The sequence below is a fragment of the Gulosibacter macacae genome (genome assembly GCF_003865375.1).
GTDB lineage: Bacteria > Actinomycetota > Actinomycetes > Actinomycetales > Microbacteriaceae > Gulosibacter > Gulosibacter macacae.
Genome location: NZ_RQVS01000024.1, coordinates 1 through 22,633, shown reverse-complemented (window position 1 = coordinate 22,633; position 22,633 = coordinate 1). Strand labels below are relative to the sequence as shown.

At 62.0% G+C, this 22,633-nt stretch carries 21 protein-coding genes and 1 pseudogene; 11 read left to right on the top strand and 11 right to left on the bottom strand.

Annotated elements, in window-relative coordinates; translation table 11 throughout:
* The first annotated feature begins 50 nt into the window (after positions 1-50).
* On the top strand, positions 51-767 hold the full coding sequence (locus EG850_RS12730; protein ID WP_124974068.1) for an HNH endonuclease signature motif containing protein: 717 nt from the start codon (positions 51-53) through the stop codon (positions 765-767).
* Between the two features lie 53 nt (positions 768-820).
* On the opposite strand, the gene EG850_RS12725 is transcribed toward EG850_RS12730, so the two are convergent.
* From EG850_RS12725 to EG850_RS12690, 8 genes and pseudogenes are all read right to left on the bottom strand, one after another.
* Positions 821-3,952 (bottom strand): type I restriction endonuclease subunit R, encoded by a 3,132-nt coding sequence (locus tag EG850_RS12725; protein WP_124974066.1) that lies wholly within the window; start codon positions 3,950-3,952, stop codon positions 821-823.
* The gene (locus EG850_RS12720; protein WP_124974064.1) at positions 3,949-5,202 is read right to left on the bottom strand and encodes a restriction endonuclease subunit S; all 1,254 of its coding nucleotides are present in this window, start codon (positions 5,200-5,202) and stop codon (positions 3,949-3,951) included. The genes EG850_RS12725 and EG850_RS12720 overlap by 4 nt, the downstream gene beginning before the upstream one ends.
* Positions 5,199-6,215, bottom strand: coding sequence for a virulence RhuM family protein (locus tag EG850_RS12715; protein WP_124974062.1), 1,017 nt, complete (start codon positions 6,213-6,215; stop codon positions 5,199-5,201). The genes EG850_RS12720 and EG850_RS12715 overlap by 4 nt, the downstream gene beginning before the upstream one ends.
* Positions 6,212-7,777, bottom strand: coding sequence for a type I restriction-modification system subunit M (locus EG850_RS12710; protein ID WP_124974061.1), 1,566 nt, complete (start codon positions 7,775-7,777; stop codon positions 6,212-6,214). Before EG850_RS12710 ends, EG850_RS12715 begins: the two co-directional genes overlap by 4 nt.
* Before the next feature lie 132 nt (positions 7,778-7,909).
* Positions 7,910-8,482: a PIN domain-containing protein gene (locus tag EG850_RS12705; protein ID WP_124974059.1), complete on the bottom strand. Its 573-nt coding sequence runs from the start codon at positions 8,480-8,482 to the stop codon at positions 7,910-7,912.
* Entirely contained in the window at positions 8,482-8,781 is a 300-nt protein-coding gene (locus tag EG850_RS13780) for a helix-turn-helix domain-containing protein (RefSeq protein WP_407920595.1), read from the bottom strand. Before EG850_RS13780 ends, EG850_RS12705 begins: the two co-directional genes overlap by 1 nt.
* A 263-nt stretch (positions 8,782-9,044) precedes the next feature.
* Positions 9,045-9,452, bottom strand: a pseudogene (locus tag EG850_RS12695) (TetR/AcrR family transcriptional regulator C-terminal domain-containing protein); the annotation flags it as partial.
* Between the two features lie 18 nt (positions 9,453-9,470).
* A complete protein-coding gene (locus EG850_RS12690) occupies positions 9,471-9,665 on the bottom strand; it encodes a TetR/AcrR family transcriptional regulator (RefSeq protein WP_185715079.1) in 195 nt (64 codons plus the stop codon).
* 32 nt (positions 9,666-9,697) lie between these two features.
* Here EG850_RS12690 and EG850_RS12685 point away from each other — a divergent pair, with 32 nt between their 5' ends.
* From EG850_RS12685 to EG850_RS12675, 3 genes are all read left to right on the top strand, one after another.
* Positions 9,698-10,078 (top strand): DUF4386 family protein, encoded by a 381-nt coding sequence (locus EG850_RS12685; RefSeq protein ID WP_185715078.1) that lies wholly within the window; start codon positions 9,698-9,700, stop codon positions 10,076-10,078.
* A 70-nt stretch (positions 10,079-10,148) separates the two neighbouring features.
* Positions 10,149-11,123 (top strand): hypothetical protein, encoded by a 975-nt coding sequence (locus tag EG850_RS12680; protein ID WP_124974049.1) that lies wholly within the window; start codon positions 10,149-10,151, stop codon positions 11,121-11,123.
* Positions 11,124-11,225: 102 nt separating this feature from the next.
* Positions 11,226-12,362 (top strand): glycerol dehydrogenase, encoded by a 1,137-nt coding sequence (locus EG850_RS12675; protein ID WP_124974046.1) that lies wholly within the window; start codon positions 11,226-11,228, stop codon positions 12,360-12,362.
* On the opposite strand, the gene EG850_RS12670 is transcribed toward EG850_RS12675, so the two are convergent.
* Positions 12,359-12,850 (bottom strand): CinA family protein, encoded by a 492-nt coding sequence (locus EG850_RS12670; RefSeq protein WP_124974044.1) that lies wholly within the window; start codon positions 12,848-12,850, stop codon positions 12,359-12,361. The two genes, EG850_RS12675 and EG850_RS12670, sit on opposite strands and share 4 nt — an antisense overlap.
* A 91-nt stretch (positions 12,851-12,941) precedes the next feature.
* Here EG850_RS12670 and EG850_RS12665 point away from each other — a divergent pair, with 91 nt between their 5' ends.
* Genes EG850_RS12665 through EG850_RS12655 form a run of 3 tightly spaced genes read left to right on the top strand, consistent with a single transcriptional unit; the run spans position 12,942 to position 15,381 of the window.
* On the top strand, positions 12,942-14,042 hold the full coding sequence (locus tag EG850_RS12665) for an iron-containing redox enzyme family protein (protein WP_124974042.1): 1,101 nt from the start codon (positions 12,942-12,944) through the stop codon (positions 14,040-14,042).
* Positions 14,039-14,308: a CDGSH iron-sulfur domain-containing protein gene (locus tag EG850_RS12660; RefSeq protein WP_124974040.1), complete on the top strand. Its 270-nt coding sequence runs from the start codon at positions 14,039-14,041 to the stop codon at positions 14,306-14,308. The genes EG850_RS12665 and EG850_RS12660 overlap by 4 nt, the downstream gene beginning before the upstream one ends.
* Entirely contained in the window at positions 14,305-15,381 is a 1,077-nt protein-coding gene (locus tag EG850_RS12655; protein ID WP_124974038.1) for a carboxylate-amine ligase, read from the top strand. Before EG850_RS12660 ends, EG850_RS12655 begins: the two co-directional genes overlap by 4 nt.
* Before the next feature lie 279 nt (positions 15,382-15,660).
* Here EG850_RS12655 and EG850_RS12650 read toward each other — a convergent pair whose 3' ends face one another.
* On the bottom strand, positions 15,661-17,109 hold the full coding sequence (locus EG850_RS12650) for a multicopper oxidase family protein (protein WP_124974036.1): 1,449 nt from the start codon (positions 17,107-17,109) through the stop codon (positions 15,661-15,663).
* Positions 17,106-17,366 (bottom strand): SHOCT domain-containing protein, encoded by a 261-nt coding sequence (locus EG850_RS12645; RefSeq protein WP_124974034.1) that lies wholly within the window; start codon positions 17,364-17,366, stop codon positions 17,106-17,108. Before EG850_RS12645 ends, EG850_RS12650 begins: the two co-directional genes overlap by 4 nt.
* An 894-nt stretch (positions 17,367-18,260) precedes the next feature.
* Here EG850_RS12645 and EG850_RS12640 point away from each other — a divergent pair.
* The 4 genes from EG850_RS12640 to EG850_RS12625 all read left to right on the top strand — a co-directional run bounded on the left by EG850_RS12640 (position 18,261) and on the right by EG850_RS12625 (position 22,525).
* Entirely contained in the window at positions 18,261-18,857 is a 597-nt protein-coding gene (locus EG850_RS12640; protein ID WP_124974032.1) for a DUF305 domain-containing protein, read from the top strand.
* An 81-nt stretch (positions 18,858-18,938) separates the two neighbouring features.
* Positions 18,939-19,562 carry a CueP family metal-binding protein gene (locus EG850_RS12635; protein WP_235829342.1) on the top strand — a complete coding sequence of 208 codons (624 nt, stop codon included), beginning with the start codon at positions 18,939-18,941 and terminating at the stop codon, positions 19,560-19,562.
* 96 nt (positions 19,563-19,658) lie between these two features.
* Positions 19,659-21,929: a heavy metal translocating P-type ATPase gene (locus tag EG850_RS12630; protein WP_124974028.1), complete on the top strand. Its 2,271-nt coding sequence runs from the start codon at positions 19,659-19,661 to the stop codon at positions 21,927-21,929.
* Positions 21,930-22,141: 212 nt separating this feature from the next.
* Positions 22,142-22,525 carry an ArsR/SmtB family transcription factor gene (locus EG850_RS12625; RefSeq protein WP_124974026.1) on the top strand — a complete coding sequence of 128 codons (384 nt, stop codon included), beginning with the start codon at positions 22,142-22,144 and terminating at the stop codon, positions 22,523-22,525.
* Positions 22,526-22,633 lie beyond the last annotated feature (108 nt).

Genomic DNA, 22,633 nt, shown 5'->3' with positions numbered 1-22,633 from the left:
GATTCAGACCCCACCTACACCCTTGATTCCGAAGAGCCATTTTTGATCGGTTGACGGCTGCCGCGCGGGCGGTTTCGCAGCAGCCCGGTGGCACTGGCGAATTGGATGCATTCGGACGGCGCGTCGGCAACGGTCGCTCGGGTGATGCCCGTAGCTTCGATGCGATTCGCGCGGATGCGCTGGTCGACATGCTGCTGGCCGGTCAAGTACCTGCGGACTCGCCGCAGATCGCGATCAACGCCATTCAGCCTCGCGTCGCCATTACCGTTCCGGCCCTTGCGCTCATGGGCGTGAGCGATGAACCGGCGATGCTCGACGGGGTCGGTCCAATGCCGATAGATCTTGCCCGTCAACTGTGTGCGGGCGCCGGCGTGTGGTTACGGGTGCTCACGCATCCGGTTTCTGGTGCGGCGCTCTCGGCTGACACCTACCGCCCGACCGCGACGCTGCGGCGCTTCATCGAAACGCGCGACCAGCACTGCCGAGCACCGGGATGCCGGCGCCCGGCCCGCGATTGCGACCTCGACCATTCGAAGGATTGGGCGCACGGCGGCGCGACAACGCACGAGAACCTCGCGGCGCTTTGCCCCTCGCATCACACCATCAAGCACCGAGGCTGGCGGCTGAGCCAGACCGCGCAGGGTGAGTTGCAGTGGCGAAGCCCGAGCGGGCGCACCGTGACTGATCGGCCTGACCGCGTGGCCGCGCCCTGGTACTTACCGAAGGTACTCGCCGACGACGACCCCAATGATCCACCGCCGTTTTGATCAATCGGTGTAATCGAGCGAAGGAATCGGTCGGTGTGCATGGCCGACCAACGTCAATCGTCAGAGGCGAGCAATCCAGCAAATCGCTCGAAGTGAGTTTGAAGACGATCGAGCACGCGCGCCTTCGTTTCACCATGCCCGCCCTTTGATGCGAATCGTGAAACCCGCGGCATGATGCGGGTGATCGCGGTACCTGTCGTACGCACCAAGCCTTCGCGAAAAGCGCGGCCGATGAACTCTCGCGTTTCTTCGGGTTGCAATCGTTCTTCGGCGATGATCGCGTCGAGCTCAGCGTCACGCTGTTCGACGACAAACTGCATCCAGGCGTGGTCGACGGGTGCGGTAAGCGAGACACCATCAACGAAGTTCTCGATGAGGTCTTTCTTGTTGCGCAGCGTCGGGCTTGAACTCACGGCCCGGCTGATCTCCGCTCGCACTTCCCTATCGTCGCCGTCGCCGCGCTCAGACCGATACTTCTCAACGAGCATGAGGATGTAATCAACGTTGATTTCGACTTGCTTGATCAGCTCGATTTCGAACACCACGTCATCGGTGATGCCCTCGCGGTCACTTTCGGCGAGCTGTCGAAATTCGCGTTGCAGCTCGAGGTAGCGACTTTGGAAGTCAGCGTGATCACGAGCAGAAATCAGCTCACTGCCAGCGAAGTCGTCAAACGACGTCAGGATGTTTTCGAGCCGGAGTAGCTGTCCGAACAGCGCGATGAACTTCTTCTGCGCCCCCTCGCCGACCGGCATTTCGGTCGGCGAGAACGATTCACGCAATTCCGCAACAACCGCCGCATATTCGTTGTAGTAGTCAAGGTAGGGCTTGAGTACGACGATGCCCCGAGCATCCTTGTTGCCGAATAGCTCGAGCGCGGCGTTCGTTTCGTCCTCGAGATTACGGAACGACACGATGTTGCCGTAGGTCTTCACCGAGTTGAGGATGCGGTTGGTGCGCGAATAAGCCTGGATGAGTCCGTGCGCACGCAGGTTCTTGTCGACGAAGAGGGTGTTGAGCGTGGTCGCGTCGAACCCCGTGAGGAACATGTTGACGACGATGACGAGGTCGAGCTCGCGGTTCTTGAGCCGTTGCGAGAGGTCTTTGTAGTAGTTCTGGAATCGGTCGGAACTGGTGTCGTAGCTCGTGCCGAACATTTCGTTGTAGTCCTGAATGGCCGACTCGAGGAACGTTCGCGCATCAACGCTCAGCGCGTCGGTGTCGAACGCTTCGTCGTCGAGGAGGCCATCATCGACCGCATCATTCGCGCCGTAGGAATAGATTATGCCGATGCGAAGCCGCTTTGCCGGCGGCAACTCTTCCTGCTGCAACTGGAAGGCGTTGTAGTAGCGACGCGCGGCATCAATGGATGCGGTGGCGAAGATGGCATTGAATCCGCGCACGCGCTTCTTCGCACGAATTGCCTCTTGTTGCCCCCGAGTGCGGGTGGCGGCGACGACGTTGGTGACGACGTGGTGTTCGTAGGTCGATGCGCGCTTCGTTTTCTGATCGAAGTGTTCGAGCGTGTAGCCGACGATCTCGCGGATGCGTTCAGGCGCGAGAAGCGCCTGCTCGGAGTCGATGCCTGACACTTGCTTGTCGGCGACGTTGCCGACGCGCACAGTGTTCACGTAGTCGATGCGGAACGGCAGGACGTTCTTGTCGGTGATCGCATCGACGATGGTGTAAGTGTGCAGCTTGTCGCCGAATGCCTGTTCGGTGGTTTTGAGTTCGGGGCGTCCACCACCGCTATTGGCAGCAAAGATGGGTGTGCCGGTGAAGCCGAAGAGGTGGTAGCGCTTGAAGGCACGGGTGATTGCCCGATGCATATCGCCAAATTGGGAGCGGTGGCATTCATCGAAGATGAGCACCACGTGGCCCGAGTAGATCTGGTGGCCCTTGTTCTGCGCAATGAAGTTCGAGAGCTTCTGAATCGTCGTGATGATGATCTTCGCGCCGGAGTCTTCGAGCTGGCGTTTGAGCGCTGCGGTCGAGTTGTTTGAGTTGGCGGCGCCCTTCTCGAAGCGGTCGTACTCGCGCATGGTTTGGTAGTCGAGGTCTTTGCGGTCGACGACGAAGAGCACCTTATCGACCGACTCGAGTTTGGTGGCGAGTTGCGCGGTCTTGAATGAGGTGAGGGTCTTGCCCGATCCCGTCGTGTGCCACACGTAGCCACCTGCGGCGACGGTGCCAAGTTGGCGAGCGTTCGTGGCGATGGTGATGCGTTGCAGGATGCGTTCGGTGGCGACGATTTGGTAGGGCCGCATCACCATGAGCTTGCGGTCGACGGTGAACACGCAATAGCGGGTGAGGATGTTGAGGAGCGAGTGCTTCGCGAAAAACGTTCTGGCGAAGGAAGTGAGATCTTGGATGGGCCGGTTGAGTGCGTCGGCCCACCACGAGGTGAATTCATAGCTGTTTGAGGTGGTGCGACGGCTGCGTGTAGCTATGGATGCGCCGGCGCTACCCGATTCTTTGAGGTGTTCACTTCTTGTGGTGTTGGAGTAGTACTTCGTGAGTGTGCCATTCGAGATGACGAAGAGTTGCACGTAGTCGAATAGCCCAGATCCTGACCAGAAGCTGTCGCGCTGGTACCGGTTGATTTGGTTGAAGGCTTCGCGAATGTCGATGCCGCGGCGCTTGAGTTCGATATGCACCATGGGCAGGCCGTTGACGAGCACGGTGACGTCGTAGCGGTTGGCGTAGGTGCCTCCTGGGCTCGTCGGGTCGGAGGCATCGGCACGATTGGTCTCGTATTGGTTGATGACCTGCAGGCGGTTGTTGTGGATGTTCTCTTTGTCGAGCAGCGTGATGTTCTTGCTCGTGTCGTCATCGCGTTTGAGGAGCACGATCGGTGCCTCTTGGATGCGGGCGGTCTTCTCGACAATGCCCTCGTTTTTGCTCGCGATGGACTGCTCGAATAGGCGCTGCCACTCGTCGTCGCTGAACGTTGTCTTGTTCAGCCTTTCGAGTTGGGTGCGCAGGTTTGCGACAAGCTGCGCTTCACTCGTGATGTGCAGCCGTTCATAAGCCTGCGATTCCAGGATGCTGATGAACTCGCGTTCGAGCGCCGCTTCCGACTGGTACCCCTGGTCAGTCGACGCCGGTGGCGTGTATTCGGCGACGACGGTGCTCTCGGATGAGAGCGCGACCGGGTCAAAGTGGCGGGGTGTTGCATCGGTCATGCGGGAGCCTCGTCGAAAGTGAGGAGCTTGTCGCGGTAGTACTCGTATTGCTTGCGGCGGGCGGCGAGCTCGGCGGGGAGGCCGGAGGTGAGGTCAGTTGCGAGTTCAGAAAAGTGATCAAGGATGCTCGCAATTCGTCGTTGGTGATTGTGCGGTGGAACTGGAATTCGGACCTTTGCGAGCCGAGCCTTCGACACGTTGAATCGCGTCACACCACTTGCTGTTCGGACGAGCTGGTCCCGTAGCACCTTTGAACGAAAAAGATGCTTGCTATATTCAGGGAGCAACAAGCTTGGATCATGAAATCGATATCCAATCGAGAAACTATTCAAGTATAGCTCGTCAATGGGAGCATCAACAACCACAGACGACATGCCAACTTCTTCTATGGACTCTGAGGACGCAGTGAATAGAACATCACCGCGCATGAGCCGGCGCTGCTTTTCCCCGGGACCAATACGAACGAAATCGTTGCGCGTTTGATCCACGGCCACGTTATTAAAGATATTGACATAGGAAACATATCGGGAATTGCCGCTTTCAAAATCTCGCTTTGATTTACCGACAAGGCCACCGAAAATCGAACCGACTTCACCCATGCATACCCCCCCCTCAGTGAAGGTCAGAAGCTGGTCTCGGTAATGCTCATATTGACGCCGCCGGGCCTCCAGCTCCGCCTCCAGCTCCGCCTCCAGCTCCGCCTCCAGCTGAGTGAACGTGTCCAATACTCTCACGATTTCGCGCTGGATTTCGAGAGGCGGGACGGGGATTCTAAAACTAAGCAGTTTGCTCGAATCTATCGAAGCAACCGAGCCACCCGTCTTTCGACAAGACCTGAGAATCTCATTGCCACGTGAACTCAACATGTAGGCCAAGAAACTGATATCCAGTTCACTCGACGGAACAATCGCGCGCATATCTTGATTGAAGCTCGCAGCCATCGGAACGAGCGCCACCGGCAACCTCTTGTCCAGAATGCTTGACCTGACCACAACAGCCACGGAAGGGCTTGAAATAAGCCTTGCCGATGATTGAGTAGCAGCGACCTCGGTGATTCGATCAATAGAGGTTCGTACGACATTGCGACCCATATCCTTGGGGGAAATCCAAGGAATCGTCCCATCACGCCAATATTCCTTTCGCTGCTTCGAGGGAGTTCCACCTCCATGCCATCTACCGACCTCTCGGAGTTCGCGGAATTCAACGCCTCTCGGCGCAAGCTCGGCAAGCAGGTCATCGATGCGGCTCATTTATTGGTCCCTTCGATGTTGCGTTGCGTTTGTTTGACGTGGGCGAGGTAGGCGGCTTCGACCTCTGAAACCTCATCATCCAGCCGTTGCTTGTACTTCTCGTATTCCGCTTCAGCCTTGTCCTTCATTTCGGCACGACTCACCGTCCCCGCATTGTCGAGCACTGGCGCATCCATTGCGGTGAACATGCGGTCAAGATGGTTGAGCCAGTCCCGCATCCGTGTTGGCTCGTGATTCATAGCGCGAAACTCGGCCGCATCGAAGTACGCCGAGACGAGTCGGTTGAGTCGCTGCATTTCCGGCTCCGTCAGATAGTTCTTGGCGACGGTGACTTCGGCCTTCGTCGGACGTTCCCCCGCGAATGAAGTGAGCCCCATGGCTGGCAGGTCTCCATCCGCTCGCGCATAGACAACCTCTGCGGCGGTGTGTCCGTGCGCGGCGAAATGGAGTTTGTTCTGCACGATCGCGAAGAACTTGTTGGTCTCGGCGGCATCCACGTCATAGTCGATGCTCGTGGTGTACAGCTCAAGCACCTGCCGATAGAGCACCTTCTCACTACTGCGGATATCGCGGATGCGGTCAAGCAGTTCGCGCCAATAGGTGCCACCGCCGAGGTTCTTGAGCTTCGCGTCATCCATCGTGAAGCCCTTGATGAGGTACTCGCGCAGGCGTGCGGTTGCCCAGATTCGGAACCGGGTGGCGGTCTTGCTCGTGACGCGGTAGCCGACCGAGATGATGGCGTCGAGGTTGTAGTGCGCGACGCTCCGACGCACCTGCCGTTGCCCCTCGAGGCGAACTAGTAAGAAATCCTTACTCGTTGCCGAGGCGTCCAACTCACCTTCGGAATACACGTTGCGGAGGTGCATCGTGATGTTCTCGCGAGTGGTGTCGAACAGCTGGGCGATCTGCTGCTGACTCAGCCAAACCGTCTCGTCTTCCACGCGCACCTCGAGCGCGGGCTCACCGTCGTCACGCTGGTAGACAATGATTTCGCCGCCGGGTTCGTCGCTCACTTTGAGCCCTCCAGGTCGGCAACGATCGCGTCAATTTCGGTGCGCAGCTCGGCTTGGCGGGCGACGATGCGGGCAATCTCAGCGTTGAGCTCGACGATGTCGATCACCTCGCGGGTGTCTTCTTTCTCGACATAGCTCGACACTGCGATGTTGTAGTCGTTCTCGGCGATCGACTCATTGGGCACGAGCTTTGCGATGTAGTCGATGTCAGCTCGGCCGGTGAATGCGTCAAGAATGCGCTGCTGGTGCTTCGGTTGCAGTTTGTTCTTGTTACCGATGCGCTCGAACTCAGACGAGGCATCGATGAAAAGCACCGAGTTATCGGTCTTCGACTTCTTGAGCACGATGATGCAGGTCGCGATCGTGGTGCCAAAGAAGAGGTCGGCGGGGAGCTGAATCACCGCATCCACATAATTGTTGTCGATGAGGTACTGACGGATCTTGCGCTCAGCACCGCCGCGATACAGCACGCCCGGGAACTCAACGATCGCAGCCGTGCCGTTGACCGCAAGCCAACTCAGCATGTGCATCACGAACGCGAGATCGGCCTTCGACTTCGGCGCAAGCACGCCGGCCGGTGAGAAGCGATCGTCATTGATGAGGAGCGGATTCGCGTCGCCGTCCCACTTGATCGAATAAGGCGGATTAGAAACGATCGCCTCGAACGGCTCGTCATCCCAATGCTTCGGGTCGGTGAGCGTGTCACCGAGCGCGATGCTGAACTTCGAGAAGTTCACATCGTGCAAGAACATGTTGATGCGCGCGAGGTTGTAAGTCGTGAGGTTGATCTCTTGACCGTAGAAGCCGCCCACATTGCGTTTACCCAGCACCTTCGCGAACTTGAGCAGGAGTGAGCCCGAACCCGCGGCTGGGTCGTAGACCTTGTTCACGCGCGTCTTGCCGACGACCGCGATTTTCGCGAGCACCTCTGAGACCTCTTGCGGCGTGTAGTACTCGCCACCCGATTTACCGGCCTGCGAGGCATACATCTGCATGAGGTACTCGTACGCATCGCCGAACAGGTCAATCGTGTTGTCTTCGAGGTCACCGAGCGGCAGATCGCCGATGGCATCGAGCAATTTGACGAGCTTCGCGTTGCGCTGCGCGACGGTATTGCCGAGTTTGGCGCTATTCACATCGAGATCGTCGAACAGGCCCTTGAGATCGTCTTCACTCTCGCTACCGAGGGCCGAACCTTCAATGTTCTTGAAGACGCGCTCGAGCGTTTCGTTGAGGTTGACGTCGCGTGCGGCCCGCTCGCGAACATTCGCGAACAGCTCCGAGGGCAGGATGTAGAACCCCTTCTCAGCGACGGTCGACTCGCGGCCGTATTCCGCATCCGAGTCACCGAGGTAACGGAAGTCGAACTCGGCGTCACCCGCCTCGCGTTCGCCCTTATTGATGTAGTTCGTGAGGTTTTCGGAGATGAAGCGATAGAAGAGCATGCCGAGCACATAGCTCTTGAAGTCCCACCCGTCGACGCTGCCGCGTAGGTCATTGGCGATGCGCCAGATCGTGCGGTGGAGTTCGGCGCGCTGCGCTTCTTTGGTGGTGGGGACCATGTGTGTTTCTCCTGCGAAGAACGCGATGCTGTCGGGCGGGATGCCTAGTCGTACCGTATCGGCGGCCAACGACAATGTCAGGGCTGGCGCGCGCAAGAGCTCGCTCAGGCACACTGCCAATATCTAAAGGATCTAGAGGAGCTGCCTTAGTGCCGCGGCTGCTTCGCACATGCCGTAGCGCATATCAAGCGTCAGCAGGAACTCTTCAACCGTCATGGGCGGCGACTTATACCGATCAAGCAGTTCATGAACAGCGGCGAGTGCGATAGCTGGCTGAACGTCTACGACGTCAGCAGCGAACTCCGCTGGTGTCTTCGTCTCTACGCCATCAGGTAGGCACCTAGCGGGAAAGTCTTTGATGTTGACCGTGACGATTGCGCCTGCGCCGCCGAGCTCTGCCGCTGCAACGACGTGCTCATCATCAGAATCAGGTAGACCATAGGCCGAAGCCCATCGACCAACGTCAGCAACCATGGAGCCTTCAAACGCCGATCGCATCTGCAGAAGGAGTGCGCTTGCTCGCTGCGTGGCGTCACTGGCAGAAACCCCTCTGGACGTCAATTTACTGACCTCGCAGCGTCGCAGTTCATCGAGAATTTCCTCGCTCCAGAGCGGCTGGTAGAGCCCGGCCGTCGCAAGCGTGAGCAAGAAATCTCGTTGCAGGCTCGGCCACAGTACGCATGTGTCGAGCACAGCCTTGAACATCAGGCACGCTCTCGTCGCGCGGCCGCAGACGCCTTCCGTGCGGATTTGAAGAACTCCGCATCAGGAATCTCTGCGTCTCGGTCACTCGTCGCCACAATGGCGTCAAGTTGCCCAATGCGTCGCAAGCTCTGATGTGCGAGGACATCCGCAAGGAGGATTCGACGGTGACGTCCAATCTTTTCGGCCGGCAAAGCCCCGCTGTCCACAAGACGCACAACGGTCGGACGTGAGACACCCAGGATGTCGGCAGCTTGCTGAGTAGTCACTCGTTCCGAGTCCGGCCGAATAGTGACCGCCATCCCGCGCTGGAGTGCGTCTACGGCCGTAACAAGAACGTCGTAGATCTCCTGCGGTAGGGCAACTTGCTGGTGCTCATTTGGACCCGACAAGAAGAACTGCGGCGCAGGATTCGCCCCTGTGTGGTTGCGGTAATTGTCGACAAAGCTCGCAACTTCCCTGATGCCTTCTGCCGAATCCTCAGATGGAAAGTACGTGTGATTGCTTGCAGCATTCATTGCATTGCTTTCGTTTCGTTCGTTTAGACAAGTTTAGGGTGCAATGCTTAGTGCGAGATATCGGTCTCGTTTCGAAACCGCGCGATCCCATCAAGCACCACCCCGAGCCCGACCTCGAACGCATCGCCGAATCGCACCTGCCCGTCGACGTAGGCCGCAGCCAACTCACCGATGCGCGGGAACGCGTCGAGCGGCATCCCCTCGGCAAGCTCTTCCGGTCGCACTTCGACGCCCACCTCGGCGAGCATCGCCTCCTGCGTCGCGAAGCCGAGCACGAATGCATCCAGGATTGCGAGGGCATTGGCGCGCGCCTTGAGCGAGAAACCGGCGCGGGCGAGCACTTCGAGCACCGACTTTTGCGCGGCAAAGCTCGCATCCCCGGGGTTCGCACGGGTGTTGAGCACCTGCACGGCCCAGAGATGCGCAGCCAACACCGCGCGCATCGAGCGGGCGCGTTGAGCGAGTTCTGATCGCTAGTCTCCCTCAACAGACGGCAGCAGCATCTCCTCGTGCACCGCGTCGACGAGTGCATCGAGCAACGCATCCTTGTTCGGCACGTGGTGATAGAGCGACATGGCGCCGACGCCGAGATCATCAGCGAGTGCACGCACGGTGAGTTTCGCGAGGCCGTGGGCATCGGCAAAATTCAGCGCTGCGTCGATGACCACTTCGCGGCTCAGCGTGTTCCTTGCGGCTCGGGGTGGCGCTGATTCCCGTGTTTGCCACGGGCGGCCGTCGGCTCTCGCTCGCCGCAGCCGCGCTACGCATTGGGTATGCGGCGGCGCTTGGGATTGCTACGGGGACGCTCTTTGCGGGCGACGCCGAGGCGTTCGATTCGATCTGGCAGACCGCGCTCGGGCTCTTCGGCCTGCACCTCGTGGTGCTCGCGATTGCGGGCTGGCGATCTTCGATCGTGCCGCGCTGGATCGCGGCCCTCGTCGCGATCGCTGGCGTCGGCTATCTCGTGGATGCGCTGCTCTCGATCACCCAGACCTCGCTCGGCTTCGAGCTCAGCACCGTGACCTTTATCGGCGAAGTGGCGCTGCTGGTGTGGCTTCTCGGCTGGGCTGGCCGCAGCTGATTCACCGGTGGTAGGTGGTTTCCGTCGCGCGGGCGATGTTGCTGAGCAACCGGATCGGTAACCTTTCGCCATGAGCGAGCGCGAGAAGAGTGACAGCGAGCGGCCCGAACCGGGTGAGAGTTGGACTGGTTTCAACATCCCCGAGTTCGGCGAACGTGCGAGTGCTGAGGCAGTCGAAGCGACGGATGCTACCGAGCTTGAGCCTCGTAGCGAGGGCATGTCGTTTGCCGAGGCGCTCGAGACACATGCGGGCGGCTCAGATTGGGCTTCCGAGCAAACTCGTGCCGCCGAAGAACGCGGTGCGACGTCGGAAAGCCGCACTGACTGGACTGCGATCGAGGGTCAGTACATCGCATCCGGCGATGACGCGAACTCGTGGGCGGCTGGGCAGGAATGGGCTGAGGAGCGGGTTGCGCCCGCGTACGAAGCAGTTGCGCCGCATCCTGCCCCACCAATACCCGCACCGTCGCAGTCGCAACCACAGCCGTCCAATTGGCAGAGCCTCCCGCAATCCGCACCCCAGCAGCACTCGCCAGCATCCTCGACCGAAAAGCCGAGCCGTAAGGGCCTGATCTTCGGCCTCGCCGTGGGCGCGGTCGTCGTGATCGGTGCGATTATCACTGCGGTGCTACTCCTGCCTGGCATGCTGGGCGGCACCGCGCCGACGACCGCAGCCGAGAGTTCGCAGCCGGCGCCGCCACCCGAGACCAGCGCCGCGCCAGCCAACGATGCAGTCAACCTCAGCGGCACCTGGGACGGCACCACGCGCGACGCCAACAACCTCACCGTGTCGTATGTGATCTACCTCGAAGACGATGGCACGACGGTGAGCGGCACCGTCGACTACGAGAGCTATGGATGCACGTCACGACTGGAGCAGGCCGCCCGCGATGACAGCACCGTCACCCTGAACGAATACGGCGTGAGCGGATCGTGCAACTACGACGACGCGCAAATCATCCTGCACTTGCCGACGGCATCGAACCCCAATAGCGCGAACCTCGAGATCGGCACGAAGACGGGCACGCTCCTGCGCCGCTCATAAGCGGTCGCTCGTGCGGCGGTAGTTGCGACACAGGATGCGTTCAGCGCGGTGCCGAACCCTGGGGAGTTGGACCGCCGCTAACGCCATAACTAGGAGACTTTCGTGACTAACCGTGTCCTCATCGCCCCCTCGCGCTACGTGCAGGGCAAGAACGCCCTCACCGACCTCGGCAACGAGCTGCACCGCATCGGCAAATCACCCCTCCTCGTTGCCGACGACGTCGTCTGGGGCATCGTCGAGTCAACGGTCGCCGAGAGCCTGCGCGCCGCCAACCTCGAAGTCGCCCGCGTCGGCTTCAACACCTACACCACCCCCGAAGCCGTCGATGAACTCGTCGCTAAGATCCGCGACGACGGCCACGACCTCATTGTCGGCGTCGGCGGCGGCTCGACCATCGACGCCTGCAAGGCGGCGGGCCATCTCGCCGGCGTGCGCTGGGCAAGTGTGCCGACCGCAGCATCCACCGACGCCCCAACTTCAGCACTCTCGGTGATCTACAACGACGAGGGTGAGTTCCTTGAGTACCGGTTCTTCCCGCGTAACCCTGACCTCGTGCTGGTCGACACACAACTCGTCGCGAACGCCCCACTCCGCTTCCTCATCGGCGGCATCGGCGATGCGCTCGCAACCTGGCTGGAGGCACGGGCGACCGAGCGCGGACAGGGCTCGACCATGGCCGGCGGTCGTCCGACCCAGTCGGGCCTCGCGCTCGCCCGCCTGAGCTGGGACATCCTCCACGAGCACGCGCTCGCCGCGATCGACGCGGTGCGCGACGGCGTCGTCACGCCATCAGTTGAGGCGGTCGTCGAGGCGAACACGCTCCTTTCAGGTCTTGGCTTCGAATCTGGGGGCCTCGCCGCCGCACACGCAATCCACAACGGACTCACCGCGGCACCCTCGACCCACGGCCTCACGCACGGCGAAAAGGTCAACATCGGCTCGACCGCGCAACTCATCCTCGAGGGCGCCCCGGTCGACGAGATCGAGGACTTCATCGAGTTCACCACGCGCATCGGATTGCCGAACTCCCTCACCGAAATCGGCCTCTCAGTCGACGATCGCGACGCACTGCGCGCGGTTGCCGAAGCCGCCACGGCCGAGGGCGAGACCATCCACAGCATGCCGTTTGCGGTGACCGCAGACCAGGTCGTGGATGCGCTCATCGCCATCGAGGGCATCTCGCGCCGCGTGCGCGCCGAGCGCGGACTGCCCGAGCCGGCACCGCAAGAGGAGCACTAGTCTCCAGACGGCCGGTTCGGCCGATCGACCAGGCGAGCGACTGCGGCAAGCGCCGCGTCGGTCGCCTGGTCGAGCACCTCGACCGGCGAGCCTGCGAAGTCATGCCGCTCGCTCCCGGTGGTGCCGTCGAGGCACCACCCGATAAATACGGTGCCCTGCGGTTCGCCCTCTTCTGGACCAGGACCGCCGACACCCGTGGTCGCAATCGCCACATCCGCACCGAACACGCGCGCGGCACCAGCAGCGAGTTCTTCGGCGCACTTCGCGGTCACCACCGGGCCGGGCGACACGCCAAGCACATCCTGCTTCACGTCGGTCTGATACACCGTCGCGCCGCCGCGCAACCACACGTGGGTGTCGTGTCCGCTCCCGAGTGCGTGCGTGAGCTGGCCACAGGTGAGCGACTCGGCGACCGCGATCGATCGGCCTGAAGCGAGCAGTGCATCCGCGATGCGGGTCACCTGGGCTGATGTCGCATCGGTGAACATGTCGGGAGAGTACACGCGCAATCCGGACGTACTCGCAGGCTGCTCGGGGATGATTCATCCCACTCGTCGAACTACGACTTCGGAGGTATCGATGACTACTGCGACTTTGCAGGCCAACACGACCGCATTCGCCGGGCCGCCTGCCCCGCGCGGCCCGCTCAGCAAGGAAATCATTCAGCTACTCCGACGCAGTCCCACCGAAGTCGGCGATGCCGCTGACCATGCCCTGCGGATGTGCGCCGAGGCCGCCTGCGTCGCGAGCGACGATCTGCTGGCCGATGACGACGTGCAACTCGCACTGTTTTGCCTGTACCTCCCCCACTATGGGCCGCTCGACTGGGCCGGTGGCGAGTGGGAGTGGCATCCCGGCCTCATTGCCGCCCGCAGTGTGCTCGAGGCGGCGTTCGAGCGTGAGTTGCGTGCCCGCGTCGACGTGCCCGAAGAGCTGCCGTCGAGTGGGCCCGAAGTCGCGGAACTACTGTTCGACCTCACCGGGGCCGACACCGGGCCAAGCCTCGCCAAATGGGCGTCAAAGCACGCCACCGACGACCAGCTGCATGAGTTCCTCATGCAACGCTCGATCTACACGCTGCGCGAGGCCGACCCGCACTCGTGGGCGATTCCTCGCCTGCGGGGACGGGCCAAGGCAGCGCTCGTCGAGATCCAATCCGACGAGTACGGTGGCGGCCGCCCGGCACAGATGCACGCGCGCATCTTCGCCCGGGCGATGGCCGGGCTCGGGCTCGACCCCACCCTTGACCGCTACCTCGACGTCGCAAGCACCCCGGTGCTCGCCTCGATGAACACGATGTCGCTGTTTGGACTCAACCGCCGCCTGCGCGGTGCGATCGCCGGGCACCTCACGGCGTTCGAGATGACCTCGTCGATCCCAAACCGCCTCTATGGCAACGCCTTCCGCCGTCACGGGTACGGCGACGACGTCACGTACTACTTCGACGAACACGTCGAGGCGGATGCGGTGCACGAGCAGATCGCGGCGAACGACCTCGCCGGTGCCCTCGCTGAAGACGAACCCGAGTTGCTGACCGACATCATCTTCGGCGCCGCTGCCTGCCTCCTCGTCGACGGGCTCGCCGCCGCACACATGCTCGACGCTTGGCAGGCCGGCGAGTCATCGCTCTATTCGCACGCCGACGGCTCCGTGCCCGAGCGAGAGACGGTCTTCGAATGAGCAACCGCGACGCCGCGCGGCGCGACCCGAACGAGGTGGTGATTACCGAGTGCCGCAACGGGCCGCTCCTCGTGCGCGGCCCATTCGTACTCTCGAGTGACCAGGATGCACGCACCGCGACGCCCCGGCGGCGCGTCGTCGCGCTCTGCCGCTGCGGGGTATCGACGATCAAGCCCTACTGCGATGGGACGCACAAGCTGGTCTCGTTTCGGACGGATGATGGGCGTGCGGATGACGGGCGCACCTCTGAGTTGCCTCCGGGATGAGAAAGTTCGGCATTGAGGAGGAGGCCGTGCTGGTCGATCCGGCGAGCCTGCGGCCCGCTCAGGACGCCAATGTCGTTATTGCCGCGCTACGAGGTACGCCAGAGTTCGGCGAACGGGTCACCACTGAGTTCCTCAACGCGCAGATCGAGTACGCGACCGAGCCGCATGAGTCGGCCACAGCGGCGCTCGAAGAGCTCACGCTCGCTCGCCTTGCCGTTGACACCGCGGCGTTCGATGCAGGCCTTGCACCCTGGCGTGCGGGCACCCCGTTTGACACTCCCCCGTTGCAGCAGCCGCAGCTCGCGCCGGGCGAGCGGTATGAGCGGGTCGCCGACCTCGTCGGCTGGCTACGACACGGGCACCAGATCAACGCGACCCACGTGCACGTCGAGATCGCCTCGCGCGACGAGGGCATTCGCGTGATGAACGCCGCTCGCCCCTGGTTGCCTGCATTGCTCGCGCTCGGCGCAAACTCCCCGCATTGGCAAGGGCTCGACACCGGCTTCGCGAGTTGGCGCAGCATCCATCATCGCCGCTGGGCAACCACCGGAGCTCCACCCGAGTTCGTCGATGTCGCCGACTACGACGCCCGGCTGGCCGCCCTCGTCGGCCTCGGTCTAACTGTCGATGTCGGCACAGTTGGCTGGCTCGTGCGACTCTCGGAGCGGTATCCGACGATCGAGTTCCGAATCTTCGACGCGCAACTCACCGCCACCGACGCGGTCGACCTGGCGCTCGTGTGCAGGTCACTCGTCTCGGCGCTCGCCGAAGCTGACCGAGCCACCGCATCCGTACCACCCGAGCGCCTTGACGCGGCACTCTGGCACGCGGCGCGCGATGGTCTCGAGGGTGAGCTACTGCATCCGGCCACCGGTGCTCTCGCCCCGGCGCGCGACGTGCTCGACGCGCTACTCGCCCTCATCCTGCCAGCGTCGGGTGGCGACGCTGACGCCGTACGCGCCGGCGTCGAGCGGATGCTCCGCATCGGCACCGGCGCGAGGCGGCAACGCGCCGCGCTCGCCGAGGGCGGCACGGCGCGACTGCGGCGGCTGCACCTCGCAAATGCGATGTGAGCCGCCGCAATTACTTAGTCGGTCCTAGAAGTCCCAGTACTCGTCATGGGCCGCGTGATCACGCGGATCTTCGGGGTTTGCAGCGGTGCCGTGCCCTCTGCGTGCCACTCTGAAACAGGCTCTCATTTCTGCCGCTTTTCGCAGCGCGTGGCACGTTTCTAGGGTAGCCACGCGTGACGCGGGCGGCAACGATTGCCCGACGCACCCTCGCTTCGATAGGAATTTGAGGATCGATTCAGAAGAAGAGCTGCGGGCCGAGCCGCGCGAGGGCGCACGGTACTATGCGACGTCGACGGTGGCCATCATGCCAGCGTCTTCGTGATCAAGGATGTGGCAATGGTAGACGCTGCGCCCCGGGTGACGCGCGAAGTCGACGAGCACCCGCACTCCATCCTGCGCGGGAACATTGATGACGTCGCGCCAAGTGGGTTCACTGACCGGTTGCCCACCCGCTTCGATCACCTGCATCGGCCAAATGTGCAGATGGAAGGGGTGATCCATAGGGGTGGGGTTCGTGATGAGCCACTCCTCGACGGCCCCTGCAGCAACGTGTTGGTCCACTCGGTCCATGTCGAAGGCACGACCGTCGAACCCGAAATCCATCATGCTTCCGCCACCGCCCATCATCATCCCCATTCCCATGGTGAAGGTGATCTCGCGCTGCCGTGCGACGGGCTGCTCGCGCAGATCTCGAACCGACGGTCGTTCTAGTGCCGCGCCCGGCGCAGCAACTTCTTGCCCCGCGACAGTGAGCGTGGCAATGGTCTCGGGACCGGAGAGGTTCTGGCCTCCCATCATTCCCATCCCGCCGCGGTCATAACCCAGCGTCTGAAACTCACCACTCCCAGCGCTCATGCTCACGAGAAGATCGGCGCGATTGCCGGGCGCTAGAATTACCTCCCGCACTTCCGGAGGAGCCTGCTCGTGGCCGCCGTCGATCCCGAGCAACTCAAGACGTTGCCCAGGCAGGGCCAAGCGAAGGTAGCGCGAGGTGCATGCATTGATCACACGCCAGCGTTCCTGCTCCCCAGGTCGTGCCGACATGTGCGGACGGTGCTGACCATTGACCAACAGGAGATCACCTTCGCGGCCCATCATCACGTCCGCGCCCGAGGCGGCCGCAATCTGTCCGCCAGGAGTCAGTGAAATGTCCGAGACGACGAGCACCCGCTCACGGCTGATGGGCATGTGGCCATCCTCGACGATCAGCGCACCGTACAAGCCGCCGAATATCTGGTCGGCAACTGAGCCATGCCGGTGAGGGTGATACCAGAACACCCCAGGCGGATGATCCTCTGGCAACGTGAATCGGTAGTCAAAGCTCTGCCCAGGGTCTATCGAGAGGAAAGGGTTGTCACCGTTCCCCGCGGGAGACACTTGTAGTCCGTGCGTATGCAGGTTGGTTGGGGTGTCCAGTTCGTTCCGCAACTGCACCTCGATGGAGTCCCCCGGTCGCACGCGCCAGGTCCGTCCCGGCACCATGCCGCCGTATGTCAGGGCATGCACCTGACGTCCGGCGATGGTCAATTCGCGACGCGCGGCAACGAGGTCGACCTGCAGCAACCCGCCGCTGCTTCGTAACACCTCCGGCTCGATCAGCAGTTCTCCATCGGCCATTGCTCTGCCCCAGGGGAGACCTGTTTGAGAGAGACCGATCCCGCCGATGACGACACCGAGCCCTCCCAGAGCGCCGAGCTGGAGCGCCTGTCGACGGGTAATGGGTTTCATGCGTCGGGTGCTCGGTCAAGTCGTTGACGTCGCTCGTCGTACTCGGTGGTGTCAATTTCGCCACGGGCATAGCGCTCATCGAGCAACTCGCGAGCCCGGTTGCTCTCGGTGCGATGAGGTGACTGTCGAGGATCGCGTGCAGCAAAGACTCGAACTAGGAGCACAATGAGTACGGTAATTCCCACCAGGAGCAGGATGAGGAAAACCCAGCTCCAGCCCATACCCCACCAACCCATGTGGTCCCAGTTCGGCCCCATTACCCTCACCTCCGAGGTGCTGACTCCGCAAACTCCGGCGGGCAACTGTTGGGGTGGTATCGGCAACTCAGCCGCTGTTCCAGCAATCGTCGAGTGGAGTCTTTGCCTCGATTTTACTTGAGACCCGATTCCCCGACCATGTGTAATTACTGCGGGTGAATCGGGCGCTGGGAAGCTGAAGATGCGTCTGCACCTGATCGAGGTCTCGTACCGAGGTCGTGTCCGCTCGAGACGAACGGATTGCCAGGTGGTACCCCTGGGAGGTATCGCCTCGACATGATTGAATAGCATGTGCAAGTCAAGTTGCGACGTACCGGTCCGGGAGGTGTTGGAGTGTCAGTTCAAGGCGCCCTCCCCTCGGCCCTGTTCGACCTGAAGCCTCGCCGGTTCATCGTCGCCCTGTTCGCGATCGGTGCACTGCTGCTGTGTGCCTTCCTCATGCACGCCTTCGAGCATGGACAGAACCATGAGACCACGCCGACCGCGGCATCCTTGGTGCATGTCGCGGCTGCCGCGGGGAACCAATCATCGCCGGTCTCCGCCGGTCACGGCACCCAATCGTCAGTTGCGCAATCTGGTGGAGTCGCGGATCATGGCGACGCGTGTGGCGCAGGCTGTGGCGGACACGACGCGATACAGCTCGCCTGCATGCTCGCATTTCTGACGAGCCTCGTGTTCTTCGCCCTCTACCTCACCCGCCTGTTGGCAACGAATGACAGGCTTCGTGAGCGCGCGATGGACACCATCGTGAGCGCTCGGGCTGGACCTCGCCCAATGACGCCGTCACCACAGGAACTCTCCATCAGTCGGACTTGATCGGTCCCTCGACGCTGCGCACATGCGCACCGCCTCGATTCGCCGACCCAAAAATTCTCCGACACATTGGAACGACTCTTGAAACTCCGAACATTCTTCGTTATCCCTGCCATCCTCACGGCAAGCCTGGTCTTGGCCGGATGCACGGCTGGCTCCGGCGCGTCCGCGCCGCCACAATCAACAACTTCGTCATCCGTGACTGAAGACTTCAACTCCGCTGACGTGATGTTCGCGCAGATGATGGTGCCCCACCACGTACAGGCCGTGGAGATGTCCGACGTGATCCTCGCGAAGGAGGGGATCGATCCTCGCGTCGTCACCCTTGCCGAAGAGATCAAGGCGGCGCAGCAGCCTGAAATCGACGCGCTCAACGGCATGATCGAAGCGTGGGGGATGCCACCGGCCGCGACGGATGGCATGGATATGGGGCATGGCGGCCACATGGACGGCATGATGACCGAGGAAGACATGGCCGCACTCGACGCCGCGACAGGCACAGAAGCGAGCCGACTGTTCCTTGAACAGATGATCGTTCATCACGAGGGGGCAGTGGAAATGGCGCAACTTCAGGTTGACTCCGGGGTGAACCCGGATGCGGTGACCATGGCCCAGGCCATCATCGACGCTCAGAACGTCGAGATCGAGACCATGCGCGAAATCCTCCAGAGCCTGTAGCTCCCCGCTCGGTGCGGGTGACGTTGCTTCCAGTCACGCCCGCACCGAGTCCCACCCCTACTTTGACTTCTGCTGTGCTCCTTGTGGTCGACCCGCGAGGAGCACAGCGTAATCAACCTTGAAAGACGTGACATGAAACGACCAACCATCCTCGCCGCAGCCGCAGCAGTCCTTGCCCTCGTGCTGGTCGGGTGCTCCGCCCCTGACACGAACCCTGACCCGGCAGGGGCCGATCTGCTCGCCGAGCACGGCCTCACCGACATGTCAGCGGTTGACATTATCGACAGCCTCGACAGAATGCCCGTGAGCGATCGCCCCGCAGACTTGATCGCATCCGTGCAGCCTGAAGCACTCGTTCTCACCGACAATGTCCGAGAAGTAACCATGGACATGCCGGACGATGTCACATACTTGTCAATCGCCCCATACGTCGAGCAGACCCATGAGTGCTATTACCACAGCCTCACGACCTGCCGCGGTGAGCTGTCGGGACAGGACATCGAAGTACGCATCGTTGACGACACAACCAGCGAAGTGATCGTCGCAGAGTCGACGACGACATTCGATAACGGATTCGCTGGATTCTGGGTTCCTCGTAGTCTGCAGGGAACGATCGAAGTGACATACGGCGGCCGATCCGGCACCACGCCGTTCTCTACCACAGGCGATGCGGCAACCTGCATCACAACGCTCCAGCTCACATGAAACGACGTGCCGCCGACTCTTATCGGCCACACCTCTCTCGCATCCATCGGGCCGACGTATGAATCGCGACGTAGCCAGCCATAGACGGGAACTGCAATGAACCAACAACCAGGCCACGACCATCACGACCATCACGGCCACCACCCCTCCAATGGCCACAACCACGGCCGACCGGACACGCCGATCGAGCACGCCGCTCATGACGATCACGCCGTTCAACATTCGAGTGAACATGCACACCACGGCATGCACACCGAGACCGTCACCGCGGGCAGCCCGGATCCCCAGGTGGGTCACGATGCCCACGCGGGTCACGGAAGCGGTTCGCAGGGACATGATTCCCATGCTGATCATGATCCGGGCGCCCATGCCGGGCACAGCGTGGCCATGTTCCGGAACCGCTTCTGGGTGACACTTGTCCTTTCAATACCCGTGGTCGCGTTCAGCCCCATGATCGCGATGATCTTCGGCTACCACCTGCCCGAAACTGGGTGGACGACATGGATCGCGCCTGTCCTGGGCACAGTGATTTTCTTCTACGGCGGCATGCCGTTCCTCAAGGGCGCGTGGCGGGAGATCAAGCTCCGGCAGCCCGGGATGATGCTGCTCATCGCGATGGCGATCACGGTGGCGTTCCTCGCGTCTTGGGCCACGTCGCTCGGCGCCGGTCTCGATCTTGACTTCTGGTGGGAACTCGCCCTGCTGGTTGTCATCATGCTGCTCGGGCACTGGCTTGAAATGCGAGCACTCGGCGGTGCGTCAAGCGCCCTCGACGCACTCGCTGCGCTGCTTCCCGATACCGCCGAGCTGGTTCGTGAAGACGGGGCCGTGGAACAAGTCCCAAGTACCGACGTCAATGCCGGAGACCTCGTGCTTGTACGTGCCGGAGGACGCGTTCCCGCCGACGGAACCGTCGAGTCGGGATTCGCAGACATGGACGAATCTATGATCACGGGCGAATCGACAACCGTTTCCCGAGCCGTTGGCGATACCGTCACCGCGGGCACCGTCGCCACCGACTCAGCGATCCAAGTGCGGGTGACCGCAGTCGGCGAGAACACGGCGCTGGCTGGCATCCGTCGGCTCGTGGCGGACGCGCAGGCATCCTCCACTCGCGCCCAGGCGCTCGCCGACCGTGCAGCGGCACTGTTGTTCTACTTCGCCGTGGGTGCTGCCGTGATCACCGCAGTGGTGTGGCTCATCGTCGGCAGCCCCGCCGACGCCATTACCCGCACGGTGACGGTGCTGATCATCGCCTGCCCGCACGCGCTCGGGCTCGCGATTCCATTGGTGATCTCGATCGCGACAGAACGGGCCGCCCGCGCTGGCGTGCTGGTGAAGGATCGGCTGGCGCTTGAGCGCATGCGCACCGTCGACGTGGTCATGTTCGACAAGACCGGCACGCTCACCGAGGGCCGCCACGCCGTCACCGCAGCCGCAGCCGTTCCTGGCACCGACCCGCAGCGCGTGTTCCGACTGGCTGCCGCGGCGGAATCACCGAGCGAGCACCCCGTCGCTCGCGCGATCGTCGCATGGGCAAACGAGCACAGCGACGGCTTGCCCATTCCATCGGTTACCGAGTTCCGCTCGGAGCCAGGTGTCGGCGTGTCAGGAACCGTCGAGGGTGTCGAGGTTCGCGTTGGTGGCCCTCGGCTCCTCGCCGCGCTCGACCTGTCCGTGCCCGAAGGAATCCAGGCCGAGGTCACCGAGTGGGAATCGACCGGGTCGAGCGTCCTGTTCGCGGTTATCGAGGGCCGCATCGAGGGTGCGTTCTCGCTCAAGGACGTCATTCGCCCCGAATCGCGTGCCGCCATTGACGAAATGCACCGTCGTGGGATCCGGGTTGGCATGATCACCGGTGACGCACAACAGGTCGCGGACGCGGTCGCAGCCGATCTCGGCATCGACGAAGTGTTCGCGGGGGTTCTCCCCGGAGACAAGTCCGCCAAGGTCGCTGAACTGCAGGAACGTGGCTTCAAGGTCGCGATGGTTGGCGACGGTGTGAACGACGCCCCTGCTCTTGCCCGTGCAGATGTGGGTGTTGCAATCGGCGCGGGTACCGACGTTGCGATCGAGTCGGCAGGCATCGTCCTGGTGTCGAACGACCCGCGCGCCGTGCTGAGCGCGATCGAGCTTTCACACGCCTCCTACCGGAAGATGGTGCAGAACCTGGTGTGGGCAACCGCCTACAACGTGATCTCGGTGCCGCTGGCCGCGGGTGTGCTCGCTCCCATCGGCTTCAACCTGCCCCCGGCCGCCGCGGCAGTGTTGATGTCGCTGTCCACGATCATCGTTGCCCTGAACGCCCAGCTACTGCGCCGCCACGAATTGGATCCGGAGAAACTGGCGCCGTTGTACACTGCCTAGCAGTACCCAAGCGCTGACTGACCAAGCAGGCTCAGCGCTCGCTCGGAGCGAGATGTCCCGCCCGACGAGCGCTGGGCTTGCGGTTCCCAGACGAAGTTCGCGATGTCGCGAGAGGTAACCAGTTCAGCGGCCCTTCCACCAACAGTGGGCATAGAACTCATAGGCTTTCGTGTCGGATTGACTTATTTACCTGCGCAATCAAGAATATAAGCATGTATGCAGATGATGCTCCTATCTCACCGCAGCACCCGTATGTGGAGCTCGCTGTCGAGGTGTTCGCAATGCTGGCGGATGCCACCCGTGTGCGGATCGTGCTCGCCTTACAAGACGGCGAACTGTCGGTTGGTGAGCTTGTCGAGATCGTGGGGCGCGCGCCAGCAGGGGTGTCGCAGCATTTGGCGAAGCTCCGCATGGCGCGAATTGTCGAGACTCGCCAGGAGGGGCAGCGGGTGTTTTATCGGTTGGCGAATGAGCACGTGATTCGATTAGTGACCGACGCGATTCATCAGGCCGAGCATGCAATTGACGCGGATCCCGCGCACCACCGGTCGAAGCACCCAGGTGCGGTCGAGGATCGCGAAGGTCGTCGTGCTTGAAGTACTCAAGAATCCGACCTACGCGAAGCTGTTCTCTGCCCAGATCATTGCCCTGCTCGGCACAGGCCTACGGGCCTTGACCCTTGATCGTGGACACGGTTTCGGTTC